At 73.4% G+C, this 18,063-nt stretch carries 18 protein-coding genes; 11 read left to right on the plus strand and 7 right to left on the minus strand.

Translation table 11 applies throughout. The annotated features are described in order from the left end of the window. The first annotated feature begins 365 nt into the window (after positions 1–365). From ACFXBC_RS27695 to ACFXBC_RS27710, 4 genes are all read left to right on the plus strand, one after another. On the plus strand, positions 366–620 hold the full coding sequence (locus ACFXBC_RS27695; protein WP_385030089.1) for a hypothetical protein: 255 nt from the start codon (positions 366–368) through the stop codon (positions 618–620). Continuing rightward, entirely contained in the window at positions 617–1,612 is a 996-nt protein-coding gene (locus ACFXBC_RS27700; protein WP_385030091.1) for an ATP-binding cassette domain-containing protein, read from the plus strand. Before ACFXBC_RS27695 ends, ACFXBC_RS27700 begins: the two co-directional genes overlap by 4 nt. Beyond that, a complete protein-coding gene (locus ACFXBC_RS27705; RefSeq protein ID WP_385030094.1) occupies positions 1,612–2,553 on the plus strand; it encodes an ABC transporter permease in 942 nt (313 codons plus the stop codon). Before ACFXBC_RS27700 ends, ACFXBC_RS27705 begins: the two co-directional genes overlap by 1 nt. A gap of 132 nt (positions 2,554–2,685) precedes the next feature. Continuing rightward, the gene (locus tag ACFXBC_RS27710; RefSeq protein WP_385030097.1) at positions 2,686–3,729 is read left to right on the plus strand and encodes a lactonase family protein; all 1,044 of its coding nucleotides are present in this window, start codon (positions 2,686–2,688) and stop codon (positions 3,727–3,729) included. Between the two features lie 76 nt (positions 3,730–3,805). On the opposite strand, the gene ACFXBC_RS27715 is transcribed toward ACFXBC_RS27710, so the two are convergent. The 3 genes from ACFXBC_RS27715 to ACFXBC_RS27725 all read right to left on the minus strand — a co-directional run bounded on the left by ACFXBC_RS27715 (position 3,806) and on the right by ACFXBC_RS27725 (position 6,494). Further along, the gene (locus ACFXBC_RS27715) at positions 3,806–4,732 is read right to left on the minus strand and encodes a sirohydrochlorin chelatase (RefSeq protein ID WP_385030100.1); all 927 of its coding nucleotides are present in this window, start codon (positions 4,730–4,732) and stop codon (positions 3,806–3,808) included. Between the two features lie 92 nt (positions 4,733–4,824). Continuing rightward, positions 4,825–5,820 carry an N-acetylglucosamine kinase gene (locus tag ACFXBC_RS27720; protein WP_385030103.1) on the minus strand — a complete coding sequence of 332 codons (996 nt, stop codon included), beginning with the start codon at positions 5,818–5,820 and terminating at the stop codon, positions 4,825–4,827. Continuing rightward, positions 5,817–6,494: a uracil-DNA glycosylase gene (locus tag ACFXBC_RS27725; protein WP_385030106.1), complete on the minus strand. Its 678-nt coding sequence runs from the start codon at positions 6,492–6,494 to the stop codon at positions 5,817–5,819. Before ACFXBC_RS27725 ends, ACFXBC_RS27720 begins: the two co-directional genes overlap by 4 nt. Before the next feature lie 126 nt (positions 6,495–6,620). On the opposite strand from ACFXBC_RS27725, the gene argG reads away from it, so the two are divergent. Next, the gene (gene argG / locus ACFXBC_RS27730) at positions 6,621–8,069 is read left to right on the plus strand and encodes an argininosuccinate synthase (protein WP_385030109.1); all 1,449 of its coding nucleotides are present in this window, start codon (positions 6,621–6,623) and stop codon (positions 8,067–8,069) included. Positions 8,070–8,184: 115 nt separating this feature from the next. On the opposite strand, the gene ACFXBC_RS27735 is transcribed toward argG, so the two are convergent. Together ACFXBC_RS27735 and ACFXBC_RS27740 are read right to left on the minus strand one after the other, a co-directional pair. Then, entirely contained in the window at positions 8,185–9,294 is a 1,110-nt protein-coding gene (locus ACFXBC_RS27735) for a sensor histidine kinase (protein WP_385030113.1), read from the minus strand. Further along, positions 9,291–10,154: a response regulator transcription factor gene (locus ACFXBC_RS27740; protein ID WP_385030116.1), complete on the minus strand. Its 864-nt coding sequence runs from the start codon at positions 10,152–10,154 to the stop codon at positions 9,291–9,293. Before ACFXBC_RS27740 ends, ACFXBC_RS27735 begins: the two co-directional genes overlap by 4 nt. A gap of 83 nt (positions 10,155–10,237) precedes the next feature. Here ACFXBC_RS27740 and ACFXBC_RS27745 point away from each other — a divergent pair, with 83 nt between their 5' ends. The 6 genes from ACFXBC_RS27745 to ACFXBC_RS27770 all read left to right on the plus strand — a co-directional run bounded on the left by ACFXBC_RS27745 (position 10,238) and on the right by ACFXBC_RS27770 (position 16,573). Next, positions 10,238–11,017: a glycosyltransferase family 2 protein gene (locus tag ACFXBC_RS27745; RefSeq protein WP_385030119.1), complete on the plus strand. Its 780-nt coding sequence runs from the start codon at positions 10,238–10,240 to the stop codon at positions 11,015–11,017. Beyond that, positions 11,014–11,730, plus strand: a complete 717-nt coding sequence (locus ACFXBC_RS27750; RefSeq protein ID WP_385030122.1) for a DUF2064 domain-containing protein — start codon at positions 11,014–11,016, stop codon at positions 11,728–11,730. The genes ACFXBC_RS27745 and ACFXBC_RS27750 overlap by 4 nt, the downstream gene beginning before the upstream one ends. Next, entirely contained in the window at positions 11,727–12,428 is a 702-nt protein-coding gene (locus ACFXBC_RS27755) for a class I SAM-dependent methyltransferase (protein ID WP_385030125.1), read from the plus strand. The genes ACFXBC_RS27750 and ACFXBC_RS27755 overlap by 4 nt, the downstream gene beginning before the upstream one ends. A 134-nt stretch (positions 12,429–12,562) precedes the next feature. After that, positions 12,563–14,413: an ABC transporter transmembrane domain-containing protein gene (locus tag ACFXBC_RS27760; protein ID WP_385030128.1), complete on the plus strand. Its 1,851-nt coding sequence runs from the start codon at positions 12,563–12,565 to the stop codon at positions 14,411–14,413. Next, complete coding sequence (locus ACFXBC_RS27765) at positions 14,410–16,191, plus strand: ABC transporter ATP-binding protein (protein WP_385030133.1); 1,782 nt, start codon at positions 14,410–14,412, stop codon at positions 16,189–16,191. Before ACFXBC_RS27760 ends, ACFXBC_RS27765 begins: the two co-directional genes overlap by 4 nt. Before the next feature lie 91 nt (positions 16,192–16,282). After that, on the plus strand, positions 16,283–16,573 hold the full coding sequence (locus ACFXBC_RS27770) for a hypothetical protein (RefSeq protein ID WP_385030137.1): 291 nt from the start codon (positions 16,283–16,285) through the stop codon (positions 16,571–16,573). Positions 16,574–16,663: 90 nt separating this feature from the next. Here ACFXBC_RS27770 and ACFXBC_RS27775 read toward each other — a convergent pair whose 3' ends face one another. Both ACFXBC_RS27775 and ACFXBC_RS27780 read right to left on the minus strand, forming a co-directional pair. Then, on the minus strand, positions 16,664–16,987 hold the full coding sequence (locus ACFXBC_RS27775; protein ID WP_385030140.1) for an L-rhamnose mutarotase: 324 nt from the start codon (positions 16,985–16,987) through the stop codon (positions 16,664–16,666). Next, positions 16,987–17,850: a fumarylacetoacetate hydrolase family protein gene (locus tag ACFXBC_RS27780; RefSeq protein ID WP_385030143.1), complete on the minus strand. Its 864-nt coding sequence runs from the start codon at positions 17,848–17,850 to the stop codon at positions 16,987–16,989. The genes ACFXBC_RS27775 and ACFXBC_RS27780 overlap by 1 nt, the downstream gene beginning before the upstream one ends. Positions 17,851–18,063: the final 213 nt, after the last annotated feature.

Genomic DNA, 18,063 nt, shown 5'->3' on the forward strand with positions numbered 1-18,063 from the left:
GGCCGCCAACCGCCCGGCCGGGGCGGCCGCCGTATGCGCCCGGCGAAGAGTCCGGGGCGTCCGCCGTATACCGCCGACCGGCGACCGGCTGCCGTACCCGGCTCCGACTGCGCCCGGAGCGACGCCGGATGCCGGGGACCGCCGTGCATGGTTCCATGAGAGATGTCAGTGCTTGAGGCTCCCGCGGCATCCGCCCAGCGGACGCAACGGGGTGGCACATCAGGCTGATCCCACGACTTTCAGGGCGGCACGCGGCTGTCCGGCCGGACCGGTGCGAGCCGGCCGCCCTCATGGACACCGCCGTGGATCCGCCCCGCGTAACCACCCCGGGCGCGCGGGCCGGTGGTCCTGGAAGGAGACGCGGTATGTCCACAGCCATCCTCAGCGTTTTCAGACAGCTCATACAGCTGGTGACAGGCGCGGCCACGGCCGTCGGCCGTTACGTCGCGCAGCACTTCTCGACCCGCAGGCCCCCGGCGGAACACGCCGGGCGGCCCCGCCCCGCAGATCTGCTCTCCGGCCGGATCGGGCAGGCCGAATACCAGGCGGACCAGGAGCGGCTGGCCCTCGCCGACGAGTCCGCCCACCCACTCCACGTCCCCTCGCTGCCGAGACGATGACCCGCCCCGCCGACCCGGACCGGCGGAGCGGCCCGCCGCAGGGCCCAGCCGCCGTCATCCGCGCCGGCGGACTCACCAAGGCGTACGCCAAGTCCGCCGCCCCGGCAGTGGACGGCATCGATCTCCGGGTGTGCCAGGGAGAGATCTTCGGACTGCTGGGGCCCAACGGGGCCGGCAAGACCACCACGGTCGGCATGCTGACCGCCCGGGTGGTGCCGACGGCGGGCTCCGCGTACATCGGTGACATCGACGTGGTCGCCGAACCGACGCTCGCCAAACAGCTCATCGCCGTCGTCAGCCAGCAGAACACCCTGGACCGCTCGCTGACGGTGTGGGAGAACCTGTACTTCCACGGCCTGCTGTTCGGCATTGCGCGACGGGAGTCACGCCGCACCGCCGACGCCCTGCTCGAACAGTTCCATCTGTCCCGCTGGGCCAAGTCGTCGGTGTTCGCCCTGTCCGGCGGGATGGCGCAGCGTCTGATGGTGGCCCGTGCGATCTTCCACCGCCCCGCCGTGCTCTTCCTCGACGAGCCGACGGCCGGTCTCGACCCGCAGGGCAGGCTGGCACTCTGGGAGGCGCTGGACCGGCTGATCGCGGAGGGCCAGACGATTCTGCTCACCACGCACAACATGGAGGAGGCCGACCACCTCTGCGACCGGGTGGCGATCATCGACCACGGCCGGATCCTCGCGCTGGACACACCGGCGGCCCTCAAACAGGGGCTCGGTGCCGACGCCGTGGTCACGGTCGCCACCAGCGGCAGCCAGGAGGGCCTGGCCGCCCGGCTGAACAGCGACATCCAAGGAGTCGTCCGCACCCGGCTGGTCGACGGAGCCGTCGAGATACAGGTCAAGGGCGCCGAACGGCTGCTGCCGAGGGTCGTCACGAGCGCGGAGGCCGGCGGGTTCGAACTGGTCGACCTCTCGATCACCGAGAGCACTCTGGAGACCGTCTTCATCAGCCTGACCGGACAGGAGCTGAGGGACTGATGGCCACGTCAAGTGCCGCCCCGCCGCCCGGTGACGTACCACCCGGTGACGTACCGCCCGGCGACGTACCGTCCGCCGGCGGATCCGGGCGCCCCATCGGCGTACGGCCGGCCCGGTCGGCGGCCGCCGCGAGCCGCTCCGCGCTGAGCGCGCTGGTCCAGCGCGATCTGACCGTACTGATGAAGAACTTCGGCGAGTTCGCCGGCCGGACCGTCATGCAGCCGTTCCTGCTGGTCTTCGTGTTCCTGTACGTGTTCCCCCTCATCGGCCAGGGGATCGGGTCGGGCGGCGGCGCCAGGGGGGAGTCGGCGTTCGCGACCGTCCTGGTCCCCGGGGTGGTGTCCATCGCGATCATGTTCCAGGGCATCCAGTCGGTCGCCATCCAGATGTCCCAGGAGTTCGGCTTCACCCGCGAGATCGAGGACCGGGTGCAGGCCCCGTGCCCGATCTGGCTGGTGGCGGTCGCGAGGGTGCTGTCCGGGTCGGCCCAGGGGCTGATCTCGGCGGTCATCGTGCTGCCGATCGCCGCCGTCGTGCACGCCCCCGGAGTCCACCCGCACCTCAGCATCCACTGGTGGATCGTGGTCACCCTGATCCCGCTCTCCTGCCTCACGATGACCTCGCTCGGGCTGCTGCTGGGCACCACGTTCGAGCCGAGGAACATCGGGGTGATGTTCGGCTTCGTCGTGCTGCCGCTCGTCTTCCTCGGCGGTACGTACTACCAGTGGACCAGGCTGGCCCCCGTACAGGTCGGCGGATTCCACTGGCTCCAGGTGCTGGTACTGGTCAACCCCCTGATCTACATGAGCGAGGGCATGCGGGCCGGGTTCACCGACGTGTCCCATATGCACCTGTACGTGATCTATCCGGTGCTCGCCGGTTTCTGCGCGCTCTTCCTCGCTCTCGGACTGCGCAACTTCCGCCACCGCGTGCTGTCCTGAGCTGCGCTGCGGTGCGGCAGCCCGGCAGTGCGGCCGAGTTGCGGTGCGGCCGAATTGGTCCAGACCGCTCCTGCTACCGTCTGCCGGAGCCCGGCCACGCACGGACCGGCGCGGCAGGAGAGGGGGAGCACGGTGGTCACCACAGGCACCGGGCGGGCATTCATCGGTTCGTTCACCTCGGCAGGGGGCCCGGGGCTCGTCGCCGCCTCGGTGGACGCGACGGGGGCGTTGACCGCGCTGGGCGCGGTGGACACCGTGCCGAACCCCTCGTTCCTCGCCGTCGCCCCCGGCGGCGCGGTCCTGTACGCCGTCTCCGAGACCGGCGACGGGGCGGCTGCGGCCTTCGACGTCACCGGGGCGCTGCCCCGGCTGATCGGTGCTCCGGTCGCCGTGGGCGGCGCCGACCCCACCCACCTCGTACACACCGGCGGGCATGTCGTCACCGCCAACTACAGCTCGGGGAGCGTCAGTGTGCTGCCCGTACGCGCGGCCGACGGCGGTCTGGTCGCCCCCGTCTCGGTACTGCGTCACGAGGGCCGCGGGCCGCACCAGGACCGGCAGGAGGGCCCGCACGCCCACCAGGTGAGACAGGACCCCACCGGGCGCTGGGTGCTGAGTGTGGACCTCGGCACCGACTCCGTACGGGTCTGCGCACTGGACCCGGACTCGGGAGCGCTGACGGTGCACGGGGAGACCGCGCTGCGGCCCGGCAGCGGCCCCCGCCATCTGGCCTTCCACCCGGCGGGAACGCATGTGTACGTCCTGAACGAGCTGGAGCCCACCCTCACGGTCTGCCGGTGGGACGCCGCGACCGGCACGCTGGAGCCGGCCGGCACGACCGCGCTGCTGCCCGGAGGCACCGCGGGGGAGAGCTACGGGTCAGGGGTGGCCGTCGCACCCGATGGGCGCTTCGTCTGGGCGGCGAACCGGGGGCAGGACAGCATCTCCGTACTGGCCCTCGACGCGAGCGGGGAAAGGCCCGCACTGGTGACCACGGTGGACTGCGGCGGCCGGTGGCCGCGCGACCTGACGCTGGACCCCGGCGGGCGGCGGCTGTATGCGGCCAATGAGCACTCGGGGGATGTGACCTGGTTCGACATCGACCCGCTGACCGGGATCCCGGGCCGCTCCGGCTCCGTGGAGGTGGCCGCGGCCTCGTGCGTGGTGTTCGCCTGACGGCCCGGGCGGAACAGGAAGGGGCCCGCACCTGCCCGGTGCGCGCCCCTTCCTGTGCGCAGTCGTCCGCCGCGGGTCAGCCGACCGGGGCTCCCTGGGACGGCTGCTGCGGTGAGATGCCCAGCGCGGTGGTGTACTTCGACAGCACCAGCTTGCCGACCGCCGGGTAGGCGCCGAGCGGTGCGGCGGACGCGCAGTCCGCCTCCTTGGCAGCCCCCGCCAGCAGCTCGTCCGTGACCTCGGGGCCGATCAGGTACGGCGCGAGCGCCAGCTGCGCCGAGCCCGAACCCCGCAGCTGCTCGGCGATGGCGGCGACGGAACCGTCCACATCGAGAGCGGCGGCCATCACCGGCACGGCCAGCCGCGCTGCCAGCAGCATCCCGGTGATCCCGGCGGCCTGCACGGCCTCGTCGCCGCCGACCGTCGCCAGGATGATGCCGTCGGCCGCGGTGGCGACGGTGAACAGCCGGGCCCGGTCGGCCCGGGACAGACCGGCCTCCGAGAGACGCACATGCAGCCCCTCCGCGAGCAGCGGGTGCGGTCCCAGCACCTCGGTCAGCTCGGCAGCGGTGGTGCTGTCCATCACGGCCTGCCGTATCCGCCGCTCGGTGGCCGCGTCCGGGCCGGCCAGCAGCGGCACCACGACGGCGGTGGCGCCGGCCGGCTCGGCCACCTCGCGCCCGGCGGCCTTCGCCAGCTCGTAGCGCGCCACCCGCTCGGCTGCGGTGGCGGAGAGCACCGTCTCCAGGGCGGGGAACTCGTCCTCGCCGCCGTCCAGATATCCGATACGGGCGTCCAGCCCCGGCAGCTCGGAACGGGCGATCGACATCACCTCTTCCGCCAGGCTGCGAACAGCGGCGGAAGGTGTGCCGGGAACAGCGAGAACCAGCGCGGGCGCGCCCTCAGGGGCCACCGCGGGTTCCGGGCGGCGGTGCCGTCCGGTCTGGCGGGGTCGCGGCATTCGTACAGGCAGGCCGGGAACGGGCCCATTGGGGGAGCTCATGGCGCCGCATGCTACTGGCTTTGCAGGCCCGGCTGTTCGGGGAGGGTGCGTTCGTGAGGCGTCTGTCCTCTTTTATCCGTTGCGTCTGGTCCTCATCGCGTATCCTGTTCCGCCACGACACGCAAGAGCTGTGGATGCGGCGGCAGTCGAAGCCCTCCGGTGGCGAGCGCCGAAGCGATCCGTACCGCTCCCACCAGCGGATCCCCCGCCGCCGGCACGGGTCTGGCAGACGGCAGCAGGGCGGCGAGCTCCTCGCGCGCAGGGGTGAGCAGCGGGTCCCCCATCTTGAACAGACCACCCGTGAGGGCTACTTCACAGCCCGCGCCTGACTCCGCCCGCGGCGCCGGGCAGACGGCGGCGGCCGCTTCGGCGATCTGCCGGGCCGCGTCCCGCAGGATCGCCGCCGCCACCGGGTCGCCCGGCGCGCACCTGGCCACCTCCGGGGCGAACGAGGCGAGCACGGCGGGCCGGTCCGTACGCGGATAGAGCAGCCCCGGCAGACCGCCGGCCGGTCCGAAGACCGCCTCCAGCCGTTCGAGCAGCGCGTCCGAACCGCCCCGCCGCCCGTCGTACGCGCGCATCGCGGCCTCAAGGCCGGCCCGGCCGATCCAGGCCCCGCCGCCGCAGTCGCCCAGCAGATGCCCCCAGCCGTCCGCCCGGCGCCACCGCACGAGGTCGGTGCCCAGCGCGATCATCCCGGTGCCCGCAGCGACCACCGCGCCCGGCCGCTGGCCGAGCGCTCCCGCGTACGCCGTCACCGCGTCGGCGGCGAGCGCCAGCCGCCGCACCCCGAGCGCGCGCTCCAGCGCGGCCGGCAGCTCCGCGCGCAGGTCGTCGCCGAGCGTCGCCATCCCGGCGGCCCCGATGGCCACCGCCGACACCCCGGCCCCGCCCGTGCGCCCGAGCAGCTCCCCGGCCATGGGCAGCAGCTGCTCCAGCAGATGAGCCGCTTCGATTCCGCGGGCGCCGGTGCGTACGGGAATCCGGGAGGCGACGGAGGTTTCCGTTCCGGTGAGCGCCGGATCCGCGGCGGCGAGCGCCACCCGCAGCCCGGAGCCGCCCGAGTCCACCCCCAGCACCCAGGTCACGGCAGCCGCCAGTCCACCGGCTGGGCCCCCTGGCGTACCAGCAGGTCGTTGGTCCGGCTGAAGGGGCGCGAACCGAAGAAGCCACGGTCGGCCGACATGGGGGAGGGGTGGGACGACTCGACCGCGGGAAGGTCGCCGAGCAGCGGCCGGAGGTTGCGGGCGTCGCGCCCCCACAACACCGAGACCAGCGGCTTCCCCCGGGCGGCAAGCGCCCGGATGGCCTGCTCGGTCACGTCCTCCCAGCCCTTGCCGCGGTGGGCCGCCGGCTTGCGCGGTGCCGTGGTCAGCGCCCTGTTGAGCAGCAGTACGCCCTGCTCGGCCCAGGGGGTCAGATCCCCGTTGGAGGGGCGGGGCAGCCCGAGGTCCGTGTGCATCTCGCGGAAGATGTTGTCCAGACTGCCCGGCACCGGGCGTACATCGGGCGCCACCGAGAAGCTCAGCCCGACGGCGTGCCCCGGTGTCGGATAGGGATCCTGGCCGACGATCAGGACACGTACCTCGTCGAACGGCTGCTGGAACGCGCGCAGCACGTTCGCCCCCGACGGCAGATAGGTGCGTCCCGCGGCGATCTCGGCGCGCAGGAACTCGCCCATCGCCGTGATCCGTCCGGCTGCGGGAGCGAGCGCCTGCGCCCATCCCGCTTCGACAATTTCGTTCAACGGTCGTGCTGCCACGGGGCGTCACTCTACTGGCACACCGCACCGGCACCGTGCCGGGTGCGCGGGAGCGGCCACGGGAGCGTCCACCAGCGGTGGAGCACCCGCTTTGCATGGTCATGCGTTATGACGCATACTCTTTCTATGTCTAAGGTTCTTACCTCCCTCCCGACCGGCGAGCGCGTCGGTATCGCCTTCTCCGGTGGCCTCGACACCTCCGTCGCGGTCGCGTGGATGCGCGACAAGGGCGCCGTCCCGTGCACCTACACCGCCGACATCGGCCAGTACGACGAGCCCGACATCGCGTCGGTCCCCGGCCGCGCGCTGGCGTACGGCGCCGAGATCGCGCGCCTGGTCGACTGCCGTGCGGCGCTCGTCGAGGAGGGCCTGGCGGCGCTCACCTGCGGTGCGTTCCACATCCGGTCGGGCGGGCGCTCCTACTTCAACACGACGCCGCTCGGCCGCGCCGTCACCGGCACCCTGCTGGTCCGCGCGATGCTTGAGGACGACGTACAGATCTGGGGCGACGGCTCGACGTTCAAGGGCAACGACATCGAGCGGTTCTACCGCTACGGCCTGCTCGCCAACCCCCACCTGCGCATCTACAAGCCGTGGCTGGACGCGGAGTTCGTCACCGAGCTCGGTGGCCGCAAGGAGATGTCGGAGTGGCTGGTCGCCCACGACCTCCCGTACCGCGACAGCACCGAGAAGGCCTACTCCACCGACGCCAACATCTGGGGCGCGACCCACGAGGCCAAGACCCTGGAGCACCTCGACACCGGCGTCGAGACCGTCGACCCGATCATGGGGGTCCGGTTCTGGGACCCCGAGGTCCCGGTCGCCGCCGAGGACGTGACCATCGGCTTCGACCAGGGCCGCCCGGTGACGATCAACGGCAAGAGGTTCGCCACCCCGGTCGACCTGGTGATGGAGGCGAACGCCATCGGCGGCCGTCACGGCATGGGCATGTCCGACCAGATCGAGAACCGGGTGATCGAGGCCAAGAGCCGCGGCATCTACGAGGCCCCCGGGATGGCGCTGCTGCACGCCGTGTACGAGCGCCTGGTCAACGCGATCCACAACGAGGACACCGTCGCGCAGTACCACAACGAGGGCCGGCGCCTCGGCCGCCTCATGTACGAGGGCCGCTGGCTCGACCCGCAGGCACTGATGATCCGCGAGTCGCTCCAGCGCTGGGTGGGAGCGGCGGTCACCGGAGAGGTGACACTGCGGCTGCGGCGCGGTGAGGACTACTCGGTCCTGGACACCTCGGGCCCGGCGTTCAGCTACCACCCCGACAAGCTCTCCATGGAGCGCACCGTGGACTCCGCGTTCGGCCCGGTGGACCGGATCGGCCAGCTCACCATGCGGAACCTCGACATCGCCGACTCCCGCGCCAAGCTGGAGCAGTACGCAGGCCTCGGCATCGTCGGCAACACCCACGCCACGCTCATCGGCGCAGCCCAGGCCGCGTCGACGGGTCTGATCGGCGCGATGCCGCAGGGCGGGGCCGAGGTCATCGCCTCCCGCGGCAAGGCCGAGGGCGCCGACGAGATGCTCGACCGCGCCGCGATGGAGTTCGGCACCGACTGACCCGGGACGGGCAGGACACCCGCCGCCCGGAGGGCGACCCGGGCGTCCCTCCGGGCGGCGGTACTCCGACGCCGGCGGCCAGGGTCTGTCCGGCCCGCGAAGATCGGCCGAGGCCCTATCGGGGCGCCGGCAGGGTGACCTCGAAGCGGCAGCCGCCGGTCACGTTGCGCACCGCGGCCCGGCCGGCGTGCGCCTCCACGATGCCGCGCACGATGGCCAGGCCGAGACCGGCGCCCGCCGGGGGTGTGCGGGCCTCGCTGCCCCGCCAGCCGGTGTCGAAGACCCGCGCGAGGTCGTCCTCCGGGATGCCGCCGCAGCCATCGGTCACCGAGAGGACGACGGAGCCGGCCCGCCGCTCGGCGGCGACCGCGACCGTACCGTCGGCGGGTGTCCGGTGGATGGCGTTGACCAGCAGATTGGCCAGCACCCTGGTCATCTCCTTGCCGTCCACCTCGACCGGCAGGGGCTGCACACCGCCGCCCTCCAGCCGCACCCCGTGCTCACGGGCCAGCGGATCCGCCCCGGCCAGTGCGTCGCCCACCAGGTCGTACACGGACATCCGCACCGGAGCCAGCGTCAGCGCGCCCGCGTGGATACGGGACAGTTCGAAGAGATCGCCGACCATGGTGTTCATACGGTCCACCTCGGTGCGGATCTGCCGGAAGTAACGCTCGGGGTCGGACGCCATCCCGTCCTCCAGCGCCTCCGACATCGCCCGCAGCCCGGCGAGCGGAGTCCGCAGGTCGTGCGAGATCCACGCCACCAGCTCACGGCGTGAGGTCTCCAGCGCCCGCTCGCGCCGGCGCGACACCGCCAGCTTCTCGCTCGTCGCGGCCAGTTCCCGTCCCAGATCGGCCAGTTCGGCGGTGGGCGCCCCGCCCGGTTCGGCGAAGTCGCCCCCGTCGCCGAAGGACCGCGCGGCCAGCGTGAGCGCCCTGCTGCCCGCCACGACCCAGCGGCCGAGCAGCAGCGCGGTCGCCAGCGACACCACCGCGGCCATGGCCACCACCAGCGTCACGACCTTGAGGTCGTGCGGCGACAGGAACATCGCTCTCGCCACCACCAGTGTCCCCGCCAGCATCGCGGTCACCGCGACCGCCGAGACGACGGTGAGCGACAGGGTGACCGAGCGGTGGCGAAGCCGCCACAGGGCGCCCGCTCCGATCAGCCCGGCCGCACCGGCGCCGAGGAACGCGTACAGGGCGATGAAGAGCACATCCTTCACCGCGCACCCGCCCCGCCCGACCCGGACCGGGGCGCTGCGCCCGCGCCGGGCCCGCTCGCGTCCCGCCCGCCCGCGTCCCGCCCGCCCGCATCCGGCCTGTCCGGCCCGTATCGGCCCGCCTCGGGAACCCCGCCCCCGGGCCCCGGCGGCTCCGGCGCGTCCTCGAAGCGGTAGCCGACCCCCCACACCGTGCGGATCAGCCTCGGTGCGGCGGGATCGTCCTCGATCTTGCCGCGCAGCCGGCGCACATGGACCGTGACCGTCGACAGATCGCCGAACTCCCAGCCCCACACCTCATGCATCAGCCGCTCCCGGCCGCACGCCTGCCCCGGATGCCCGACCAGATAGGCCAGCAGATCGAACTCCCTCAGCGTCAGGGCGATTTCACGGCCGTCCTTGGTGGCACGCCGGGCCGCGGGATCCACCGTGATGCCCGCGGCGCGCAGCAGCGGCCCCGGACGGTCGCCGCCCGTACGGCTGCGCCGCAGCACCGAGTCGACGCGGAGCACCAGCTCACGCGGGCTGAACGGCTTGGTGACATAGTCGTCCGCGCCTATTTCCAGCCCCAGGATCCGGTCGTCCTCGTCGCCGCGCGCGGTCAGCATGATCACCGGAACCGGGCCGCGTTCCCGCAGCACCCGGCACACCTCCAGACCGTCCATGCCCGGCAGCATCAGATCGAGCACCACCAGGTCGGGGCTGCGCCGCGCCGCGCACTCCAGGGCCGCCGGGCCGTCAGCCGCGCGGTCCACCGAGTACCCCGCCCGGTCCAGATAACCGGCGACGACTTCGGAGACGGTCGGGTCGTCGTCGACGACCAGCACACAGGGCGGGCAGAGAGCGGGGCGCGGGTTCGGCATGCCCCCAGCCTGTCACCGGGCCGGGGCGCGCGGACCGTCGAGTGGGTGGTCGTGCACGGACGTCCGCGTTTCGTAAGGAGCGGATGAGCCCTCAAGCGCCCTCCGGTTCGTACGGTGAGGACGTGACCGAGCTGACGCCCCCGCGGCCCCCGAGCCCCGTGCCCCCTCTGACGGCGGACGTCGTCCTCCCCTGCCTCGACGAAGCGGGCGCGCTGCCCCGGGTCCTGGAGCGGATCCCGGACGGCTGGCGGGCCCTGGTGGTCGACAACGGCTCGACCGACGGCTCGGCCGCCATCGCCGCGGACCTCGGCGCCACCGTCGTCCACGAAGCCCGCCGCGGCTTCGGCGCCGCCTGCCATGCCGGTCTGCGCGCCGCCACAGCGGATCTGGTGTGCTTCTGCGACTGCGACGGTTCGCTCGACCCCGGGCTGCTGGCCGGTCTGGCCCGCCGGGTCGCGGACGGCGAATCCGACCTCGTACTGGGCCGCCGGCGTCCCACCGGGCGCGGCGCCTGGCCCCTGCACGCCCGCGCGGGGAACTACGCGCTCTCCCGGATGCTGCACACCCGGACCGGACTGCGCCTGCGCGACCTCGGCCCGATGCGGGTCGCCCGCCGCACGGCGCTGCTCGGCCTCGGACTGACCGACCGGCGCAGCGGCTATCCGCTGGAGATGGTCGTACGGGCATCCGACGCGGGGTGGCGGATCACCGAGCAGGACGTGCCCTACCGGCCGCGCACCGGGAAGTCGAAGGTCACCGGCACCTGGCGGGGCACCTGGCAGGCGGTGAGCGATATGCGCTCGGTTCTCGGCGCCCCCGCCCGCGCCGCCGCCTCCGCCCCCGCCGGGACGGCGGTGCGATGACCACGCTGCTCGTCATCGCCAAGGAGCCGCGGCCCGGCCGGGTCAAGACCCGGCTCACCCCGCCCTACACCCCCCAGCAGGCGGCGCACATCGCCGAGGCCGCGCTGAGCGACACGCTCGCGGCGGTTCTCGCCTGTCCGGCCCGGCGCCGGATCCTGGTGCTCGAAGGCACGCCCGGCACGTGGCTGCCGCCCGGCATCGAGGTCGTACCGCAGAGCGGCGGCGGACTCGACGAACGGCTCGCCGCCGCATTCGCCCTCTGTACGGGCCCCGCTCTGCTCATCGGCATGGACACCCCGCAACTCACCCCTGCCCTGCTGGAACCCGCGCTCGGGCCCGGCGGCTGGGAAGGCTGCGACGCCTGGTTCGGGCCCGCCGATGACGGTGGATTCTGGGCCCTCGGACTCGCGGAACCCCGCCCCGGACTCATCCGCGGGGTCCCCATGTCGACCCCGGGGACCGGCGCGGCGCAGCGGGCCAGGCTGACCGGCGCCGGGCTCACCGTCCGTGAGCTGCCCGCGCTGCGTGACGTCGACACCGCGCACGACGTACGGGCGGTGGCCGCCGCCATTCCGCACAGCCGCTTCGCGGCGGCCGTCTCGGGCATCGCGGCCACGGACCCGGCCTCCGTCCCCGGCGGCTCGGTGGATCCTGCCTTGCTCCCCGGCGGTACGGCGGCCCCGGCCGGCCACCGCCCCGGAGCCCGGACGTGAGCGCTCCGGCCCGGCCGCGCTGCTGGCAGTCCGATCCCTACACCGACGCCCTGCGCACCGGGCGCGGCCCGCTCTTCCTGCGCCGCGCGGACGGCTGGCTCCTCCCGCTCGACGTGGAACGCTGGTGTGCGGGCGCCGACCGCGCCGACATGTCCGTGCTCGGCCGGTGCGAGGGAACCGTCCTCGACATCGGATGCGGCCCCGGCCGGCTGGTCGCCGCACTGGCCGGTCTTGGCCACCGGGCGCTCGGCGTCGACGTCAGCCCCGCGGCCGTCGCCCGCACCGCACGGGCCGGAGCGCCCGCCCTGTGCCGCTCGGTCTTCGACCGGCTGCCGGGGGAGGGGCGCTGGGGTACGGCGCTGCTCATCGACGGGAATGTCGGCATCGGCGGCGACCCGGCGGCCCTGCTCGCCCGCGCCGCCCAACTCACCAGCCCCCGGGGCCTGTTGCTGGCCGAGGCCGCCCCGGTCGAGGTCGACGAGTGCGTACGGGTCAGGGTCGACGACGGCAGGGGCGGCGCCGGAGCCGACTTCCCGTGGGCCCGGGTGGGCGTACGCGCACTGCTCGGCCACGCACGCGCGGCCGGCTGGACCGCGGCCGGGCAGTGGCAGGAGGAGGGGCGCCCCTTCATCGCGCTGCGCAGATCCGGCGCCGTCGTGCACCAGGCACACTCCGCCGCGCCGGACCACGGGCCCTGAGCCGCGGCGGCCGTACGGAGGAACCCGCACCCCGGGGTACGGGAAACGGGCTGCGGTGACGGCTCGGCTCCCGTGCACCGGTACGGACGCACCCGGCGCCCCGGCGAAGTTACAGACTCGGTAAAGTCCCGGTCATGGCGGCCGAACCGACCGACCCCGGCACCCCCGACATCCGGAGCGCCTGGCGCTACCTGGTGTGGCTGGTCGCCGGGCAGCGCCGCAGGATCGCCGCGGGCGCCCTGCTGGGCACCGCGTGGACGACGGGGCTCACCCTGCCGCCCTATCTGCTGTCCCGGGCCATCGACGCGGGGCTCGGACCCGGCAGCCAGGGGACGCTGCTCCGCTGGACCGGCGCGCTGCTCGGCATCGGTGTGCTCAACGCCTGGCTCGGCATCATGCGCCACCGCACCATGACCCGGGTACGGATGGACGCCGCCTTCCGAACCGTGCGGGTCGTCGTACGGCACTCCACCCGGCTGGGCGCCGCACTCCCGCTCCGGGTGACGGCGGGTGAGGTCGCCGCGATCGGCGGCAGCGATGTGGCACGCATCAGCGAGGCCCTCACGGTGACCGGCCCCGGGGTCGGTGCGGTGGTGGCCTACTGCGTGGTGGCGGCCCTGCTGTACGCCGTGTCGCCGCTGCTCATGGCCGTCCTGCTGCTCGGTGTACCGCTGCTCGCCCTGGTGATCGGACCGCTGCTCGGCCGGCTGCGGGGCACGGAGTCCGTCTACCGGGAGCGCCAGGGTGAGCTCACCGCCCTGCTCACGGATCTGGTGGGCGGGCTGCGGGTGCTCGGCGGCCTCGGCGGCAAGGGGCTGTACGCCGACCGCTACCGCGCGGGGTCGCAGCGGCTCCGCGTCGAGGGGTACCGGGTCGGCGGGGTGACCAGCTGGATCCAGGCGCTCGCGGTCGGTCTGCCCGCGCTCTTTCTCGCCGCCGTCACCTGGCTCGCCGCCCGGATGGCGGCCGAGGGGACGATCACTGCGGGCCAACTGGTGGCGGTGTACGGCTATGTGGCGGTGCTCGTGGTGCCGGTGGCCTCCTTCGTCGAGGGTGGCTACGGCATCAGCCGGGGCCTGGTCGCCGCCCGCCGGGTGGTGCGCTTCCTCGCCGTCGAGCCGTACGCGGAGCCGGCCGCGCACCGCGGCGTCGCGCCCGCGCAGCCGTCCGTACTGCGTGATCCCGTGTCCGGGACCGAGGTGGCGCCCGGTCTGCTGACCGCGCTCGTCAGCGCCCGGCCGTCGGACACGGTCGCGGTGGTCGACCGGCTGGGGCGCTTCACCGCATCGGACGTGACCTGGGGATCCGTACGGCTGGACGCGGTTCCCACGGCGCAGCTGAGGCGGCGGATCCTGGTCGCGGACAACGAGGCCCACCTGTTCGCCGGGACGCTGCGCGAGAGCCTCGCCGGCCGGACGGACCGGGACGGGGCGGCCCTCGCGCAAGCGCTGCACACTGCGGTCGCCGACGACGTCCTCGCGTGCCTTCCCGACGGGCTCGATTCGCCGGTCGAAGAGCTCGGCCGTAACCTCTCCGGCGGCCAGCGGCAGCGGATCAGGCTGGCCGGGACCCTGCTGGCCGACCCCGAAGTGCTGCTGGCGGTCGATCCCACGTCAGCGGTCGACGCGCACACCGAGGCCACTGTCGCGGCCCGGCTGAAGGCGGCCCGCGCCGGCCGCACCACCCTGGTCACCACCACGTCACCGCTGTTCCTGGAGAGGGCGGACACCGTGTACTACCTGGTGGACGGGGAAGTAGCCGCCGTCGGCAGCCACTTCGAGCTGCTGCGCGACCAGCCCGGCTACCGGGCGCTGGTCGCGCGCAGCACCGGCGAGGAGGCGGCCGCGGAAGGCGCCGCGGTGGCCCCGGGCGCCGCAGTGGTGGCTCCTGACGGCGAGGGGACGGCCGGGGAACTGCCGCACAGCCGGGCCGCCGACACAGCCGCCGACCCCGGCACAGCAGGGCCGAAGGGGGTGGCCCGGTGAACACCCCGCTGCCCGTCGCCGGGAAGCGCGAGGTCCGGCGGGCGGCCGGGCGGCTGATCCGGGCCGACGCGCGCGCCTTCGCCGCCGTCGTCGTCCTCAACGCCCTGGCCGCCGCTGCGGGGCTGGCCGGGCCGTGGCTGCTGGGCCGCATCATCGACCGGGTCGCAACGGGCGGCGGTGTCGGTACGGTCGACCGGCTCGCCCTGGCCCTCCTGCTCCTCGCGGTGGCCGAGCTGCTGCTCACCCGGTTCGCCCGGTATCTCGCCCACCGCTTCGGCGAGCGCACATCCGCCCGGGTGCGCGAGCAGTTCACCGACCGGGCGCTCGCCCTGCCCGCCACGGTCGTGGAGCGGGCGGGCACCGGTGACCTCGGCGTCCGGGGCACCACCGATGTCGCCACGGTCGGTTCGACTCTGCGGGACGCGGCCCCGGACGTCCTCATCGCCACCGTCCAGGCGTTGTTCATCCTCGGGGCGGTCTTCGCGGTGAACCCGCTGCTCGGCTGCTGCGGGGTGGCCGGGCTGTCGGGCATCTGGTGGGCGGCGCGCTGGTATCTGCGCCGGGCGCACCCCGCCTATCTGGCCGAGGGCGCGGCGTACTCCCAGCTCATCGAGGTCCTCACGGCGACGGCCTCCGGCGCCAGGACCGTGGAGGCGCTCGGCCTGGAGCTGCGGCGCATCGAGGCGTGCGAGGAGGCGGTCGGTGTCTGGCGCCGCTCCCGGGTGCGGACGTTGTGGCTGCGCAGTGTGCTCTTCCCCGCAGTGGACGTCTCGTACGTACTGCCGGTGGCCGGTGTGCTGCTCCTCGGGAGTGTGCTGCACGACAGGGGAGTGGTGTCACTGGGTGCGGTGGTCGCCTCCGCGCTCTATCTGCGCCGGCTCTCCGCGCCGCTCGACACCGTCCTCCAGCAGTTGGAGCAACTGCAGAGCAGCGGGGCCGCCTTCGCCCGGGTCGAAGGGGTGGCGCAGGCCCCGGCGCCCGCCCCGGCCTGGGCGGGCGGCGTGCCGGCGGACGACCGGATCGAGGTGACAGGGGTCCACTACGCGTACGAGGGCGGCCCCGATGTGCTGCACGGGGTCGATCTGACCGTACGGCCGGGTGAGCGGCTGGCGGTCGTCGGACCCTCCGGAGCCGGAAAGTCCACGCTGGGGCGGCTGCTGGCGGGCATTGACGCCCCGCGCACGGGCACAGTCACGGTGGGCGGGGTGCCGCTCGCGCATCAGCCGCCCGGACATCTGCGCAGCCAGGTCGTCCTGGTCACCCAGGAACACCATGTCTTCCTCGGCACGGTGCGGGACAATCTGCTGATCGCCGCACCGGGTGCGGCCGACACCGAACTGACCGGCGCGCTGACTGCGGTCGGCGCCGAGTGGGTGTCCGCGCTCCCCGACGGGCTGGCGACCGAGCTGGGAGCGGGCGGCCGACTGCTCGACGGCGCCCAGGCGCAGCAACTGGCCCTCGCCCGGGTAGTGCTGGCCGACCCGCACACACTCATCCTCGACGAGGCGACCGCCCTGCTCGATCCGGCGACGGCACGCCACACCGAGCGTGCGCTGGCCGCGGTACTCGAAGGCCGCACGGTGATCGCCATCGCACACCGGCTGCACACCGCGCACGACGCCGACCGGGTCGCCGTCATGGCGGACGGCAGGCTCGCCGAACTCGGCACCCACGAGGAACTGGTCACCGCGGGCGGCGCGTACGCCGGACTCTGGCACACCTGGCACGGCGCCCCGCCTCCCGACCCGTCGTACGAGCCGTGCGTCACCGGCTCTTAACTCGCCACCGGGCAGAGGCTGTTGCCGTCTCCGGTGCGGCGCAGGGCAGGCAGGCCGCACTGTCACTGCTGCCTTGTACGGTGTCCACGGCGTGGCACTGATCAAGGAGGGGGCGACGGTGCTCAAGCACTACTACCGTCTGGTGTACTGGAAGCGAAGACTCACCCGGGCGATACCGGGGCCGGGGGGCCCGGCCCGTATCCGCAGGCGCCGGAGCGGCCCGGCGGCCGACCGGTTCAGGCCGATCCTGGTGTTCGGCGTGATCGTCCTGATCGCGGTCGCCGTCTCCTACGGCATCGGCGCCTGGGAGACCAGCGGCACCCCGGGGCCGACCCGCCCGGCAGGCCCGCAGGCCGGGACCGACGCCTACCAGGCCCCCTGATCCAGCTCCGCCGCCGACGGCTGCGCGGCGTTCGACGCCGCACCGCAGATGCTGCCCCGGGGCCCGCCGACTCCACGGGCATCACCTGGGCTACTCCATGAGGAAGACTTGCTCCATGGGCGCCCACCAGTCGTCGGGGCCCGCCTCCGGCACCTTCTCCTGGCAGGGGTCCGTCAGCTCCCACCACTGACGGGTCGCCTCGTCGCGTCCCATCGCGGCGAGATCCGCGACCAGGTCGTCGCCGTGGTACTCGAAGTAGCTGAAGAGCCGGTCTCCCAGAAGATGGATCGAGTAGTTGGCGATATGGCTCGCCCGCAGCCGGGCGAGCACCGGCTCCGGCACCGCCCGGTGCAGCTCGCGGTAGTCCGCCAGCCTCTCCGGGCGGACCCGGATCACCTGCGCGATCCGCTGCATCAGCCGGTCACCGCCGCTCGTACCGTCTGGCGCTGGGCGCCGAGCCCGTCGATTTCGAGGTCGACCACATCGCCCGCCGAGAGATAGGGAAAGCGGCCGGAGAGCGCCACACCCTCCGGGGTTCCGGTGTTGATGATGTCGCCCGGCTCCAGCACCAGATAGTGGCTGAGGTGGCGTACCAGCTCATGCACTCCGAAGATCATGTCCGCGGTGCTGGAGTCCTGGCGGGGCTCGCCGTTGACCCGGCTGCGGAGGTTCAGGGCCTGCGGCCCGCTGGGGAGGTCACCGGCCGGTACGAGCCATGGTCCGAGCGGGTTGAAGGTCTCACTGGACTTGCCCTTCGACCACTGGCCGCCCGACTCGTCGAGCTGGTACGTCCGTTCCGACACGTCGTGGGAGACCGCGTACCCCGCGATGCACTCCGCCGCCGCGTCCGCCGACGCGAGGTAGCGGGCGGTGCGTCCGATGACGACGGCCAGCTCCACCTCCCAGTCCACGGTCTTCGCGCCGGGCGGGATCAGGACGTCGTCGTACGGTCCGACCACGGTGTTGGGGTGCTTGAAGAAGATGATCGGCGCGGTGGGCGGTTCGCTGCCCGACTCCGCCGCGTGGGCCGCGTAGTTCTGCCCGACACAGAGGACCGCTGTGGGCCGGGCCACCGGTGCGCCCACCCGGAGCCGGGCGGCCCCCGGGAGTTCGGTGAGCGCCCCGGTGCGGAGGGCTTCGCGCACCCGGGCGATACCGCCGCCGGCGAGGAACCGCCCGTCGATGTCGTCGGTCAGCGGGCCGAGATCGTAGAGCACACCGCCTTCGCGTACAGCGGGGTGTTCGCCGCCCGGATCGCCCAGGCGCATGAGCTGCATGACGGCAGCCTCCTCAGATGTCGGCCGATGTCGGCGCGGAAGTCTCAGCGCGAGAGATCGGATGTCAGCCAGACGAAAGCTATAGGAAATCCTGATGGGGGAGAACCCCCGGAGGTGTCATCGTCTCAAGTGCCCCGGAAAAAGCGTAGTTGAAGGGTTGACGTGCGGCAGTGCTTCAGAGCTAACCTCCGATGACCTCCCTTTCCTGTAGGA

The sequence above is a fragment of the Streptomyces sp. NPDC059398 genome, from assembly GCF_042751845.1.
Lineage (GTDB): Bacteria > Actinomycetota > Actinomycetes > Streptomycetales > Streptomycetaceae > Streptomyces.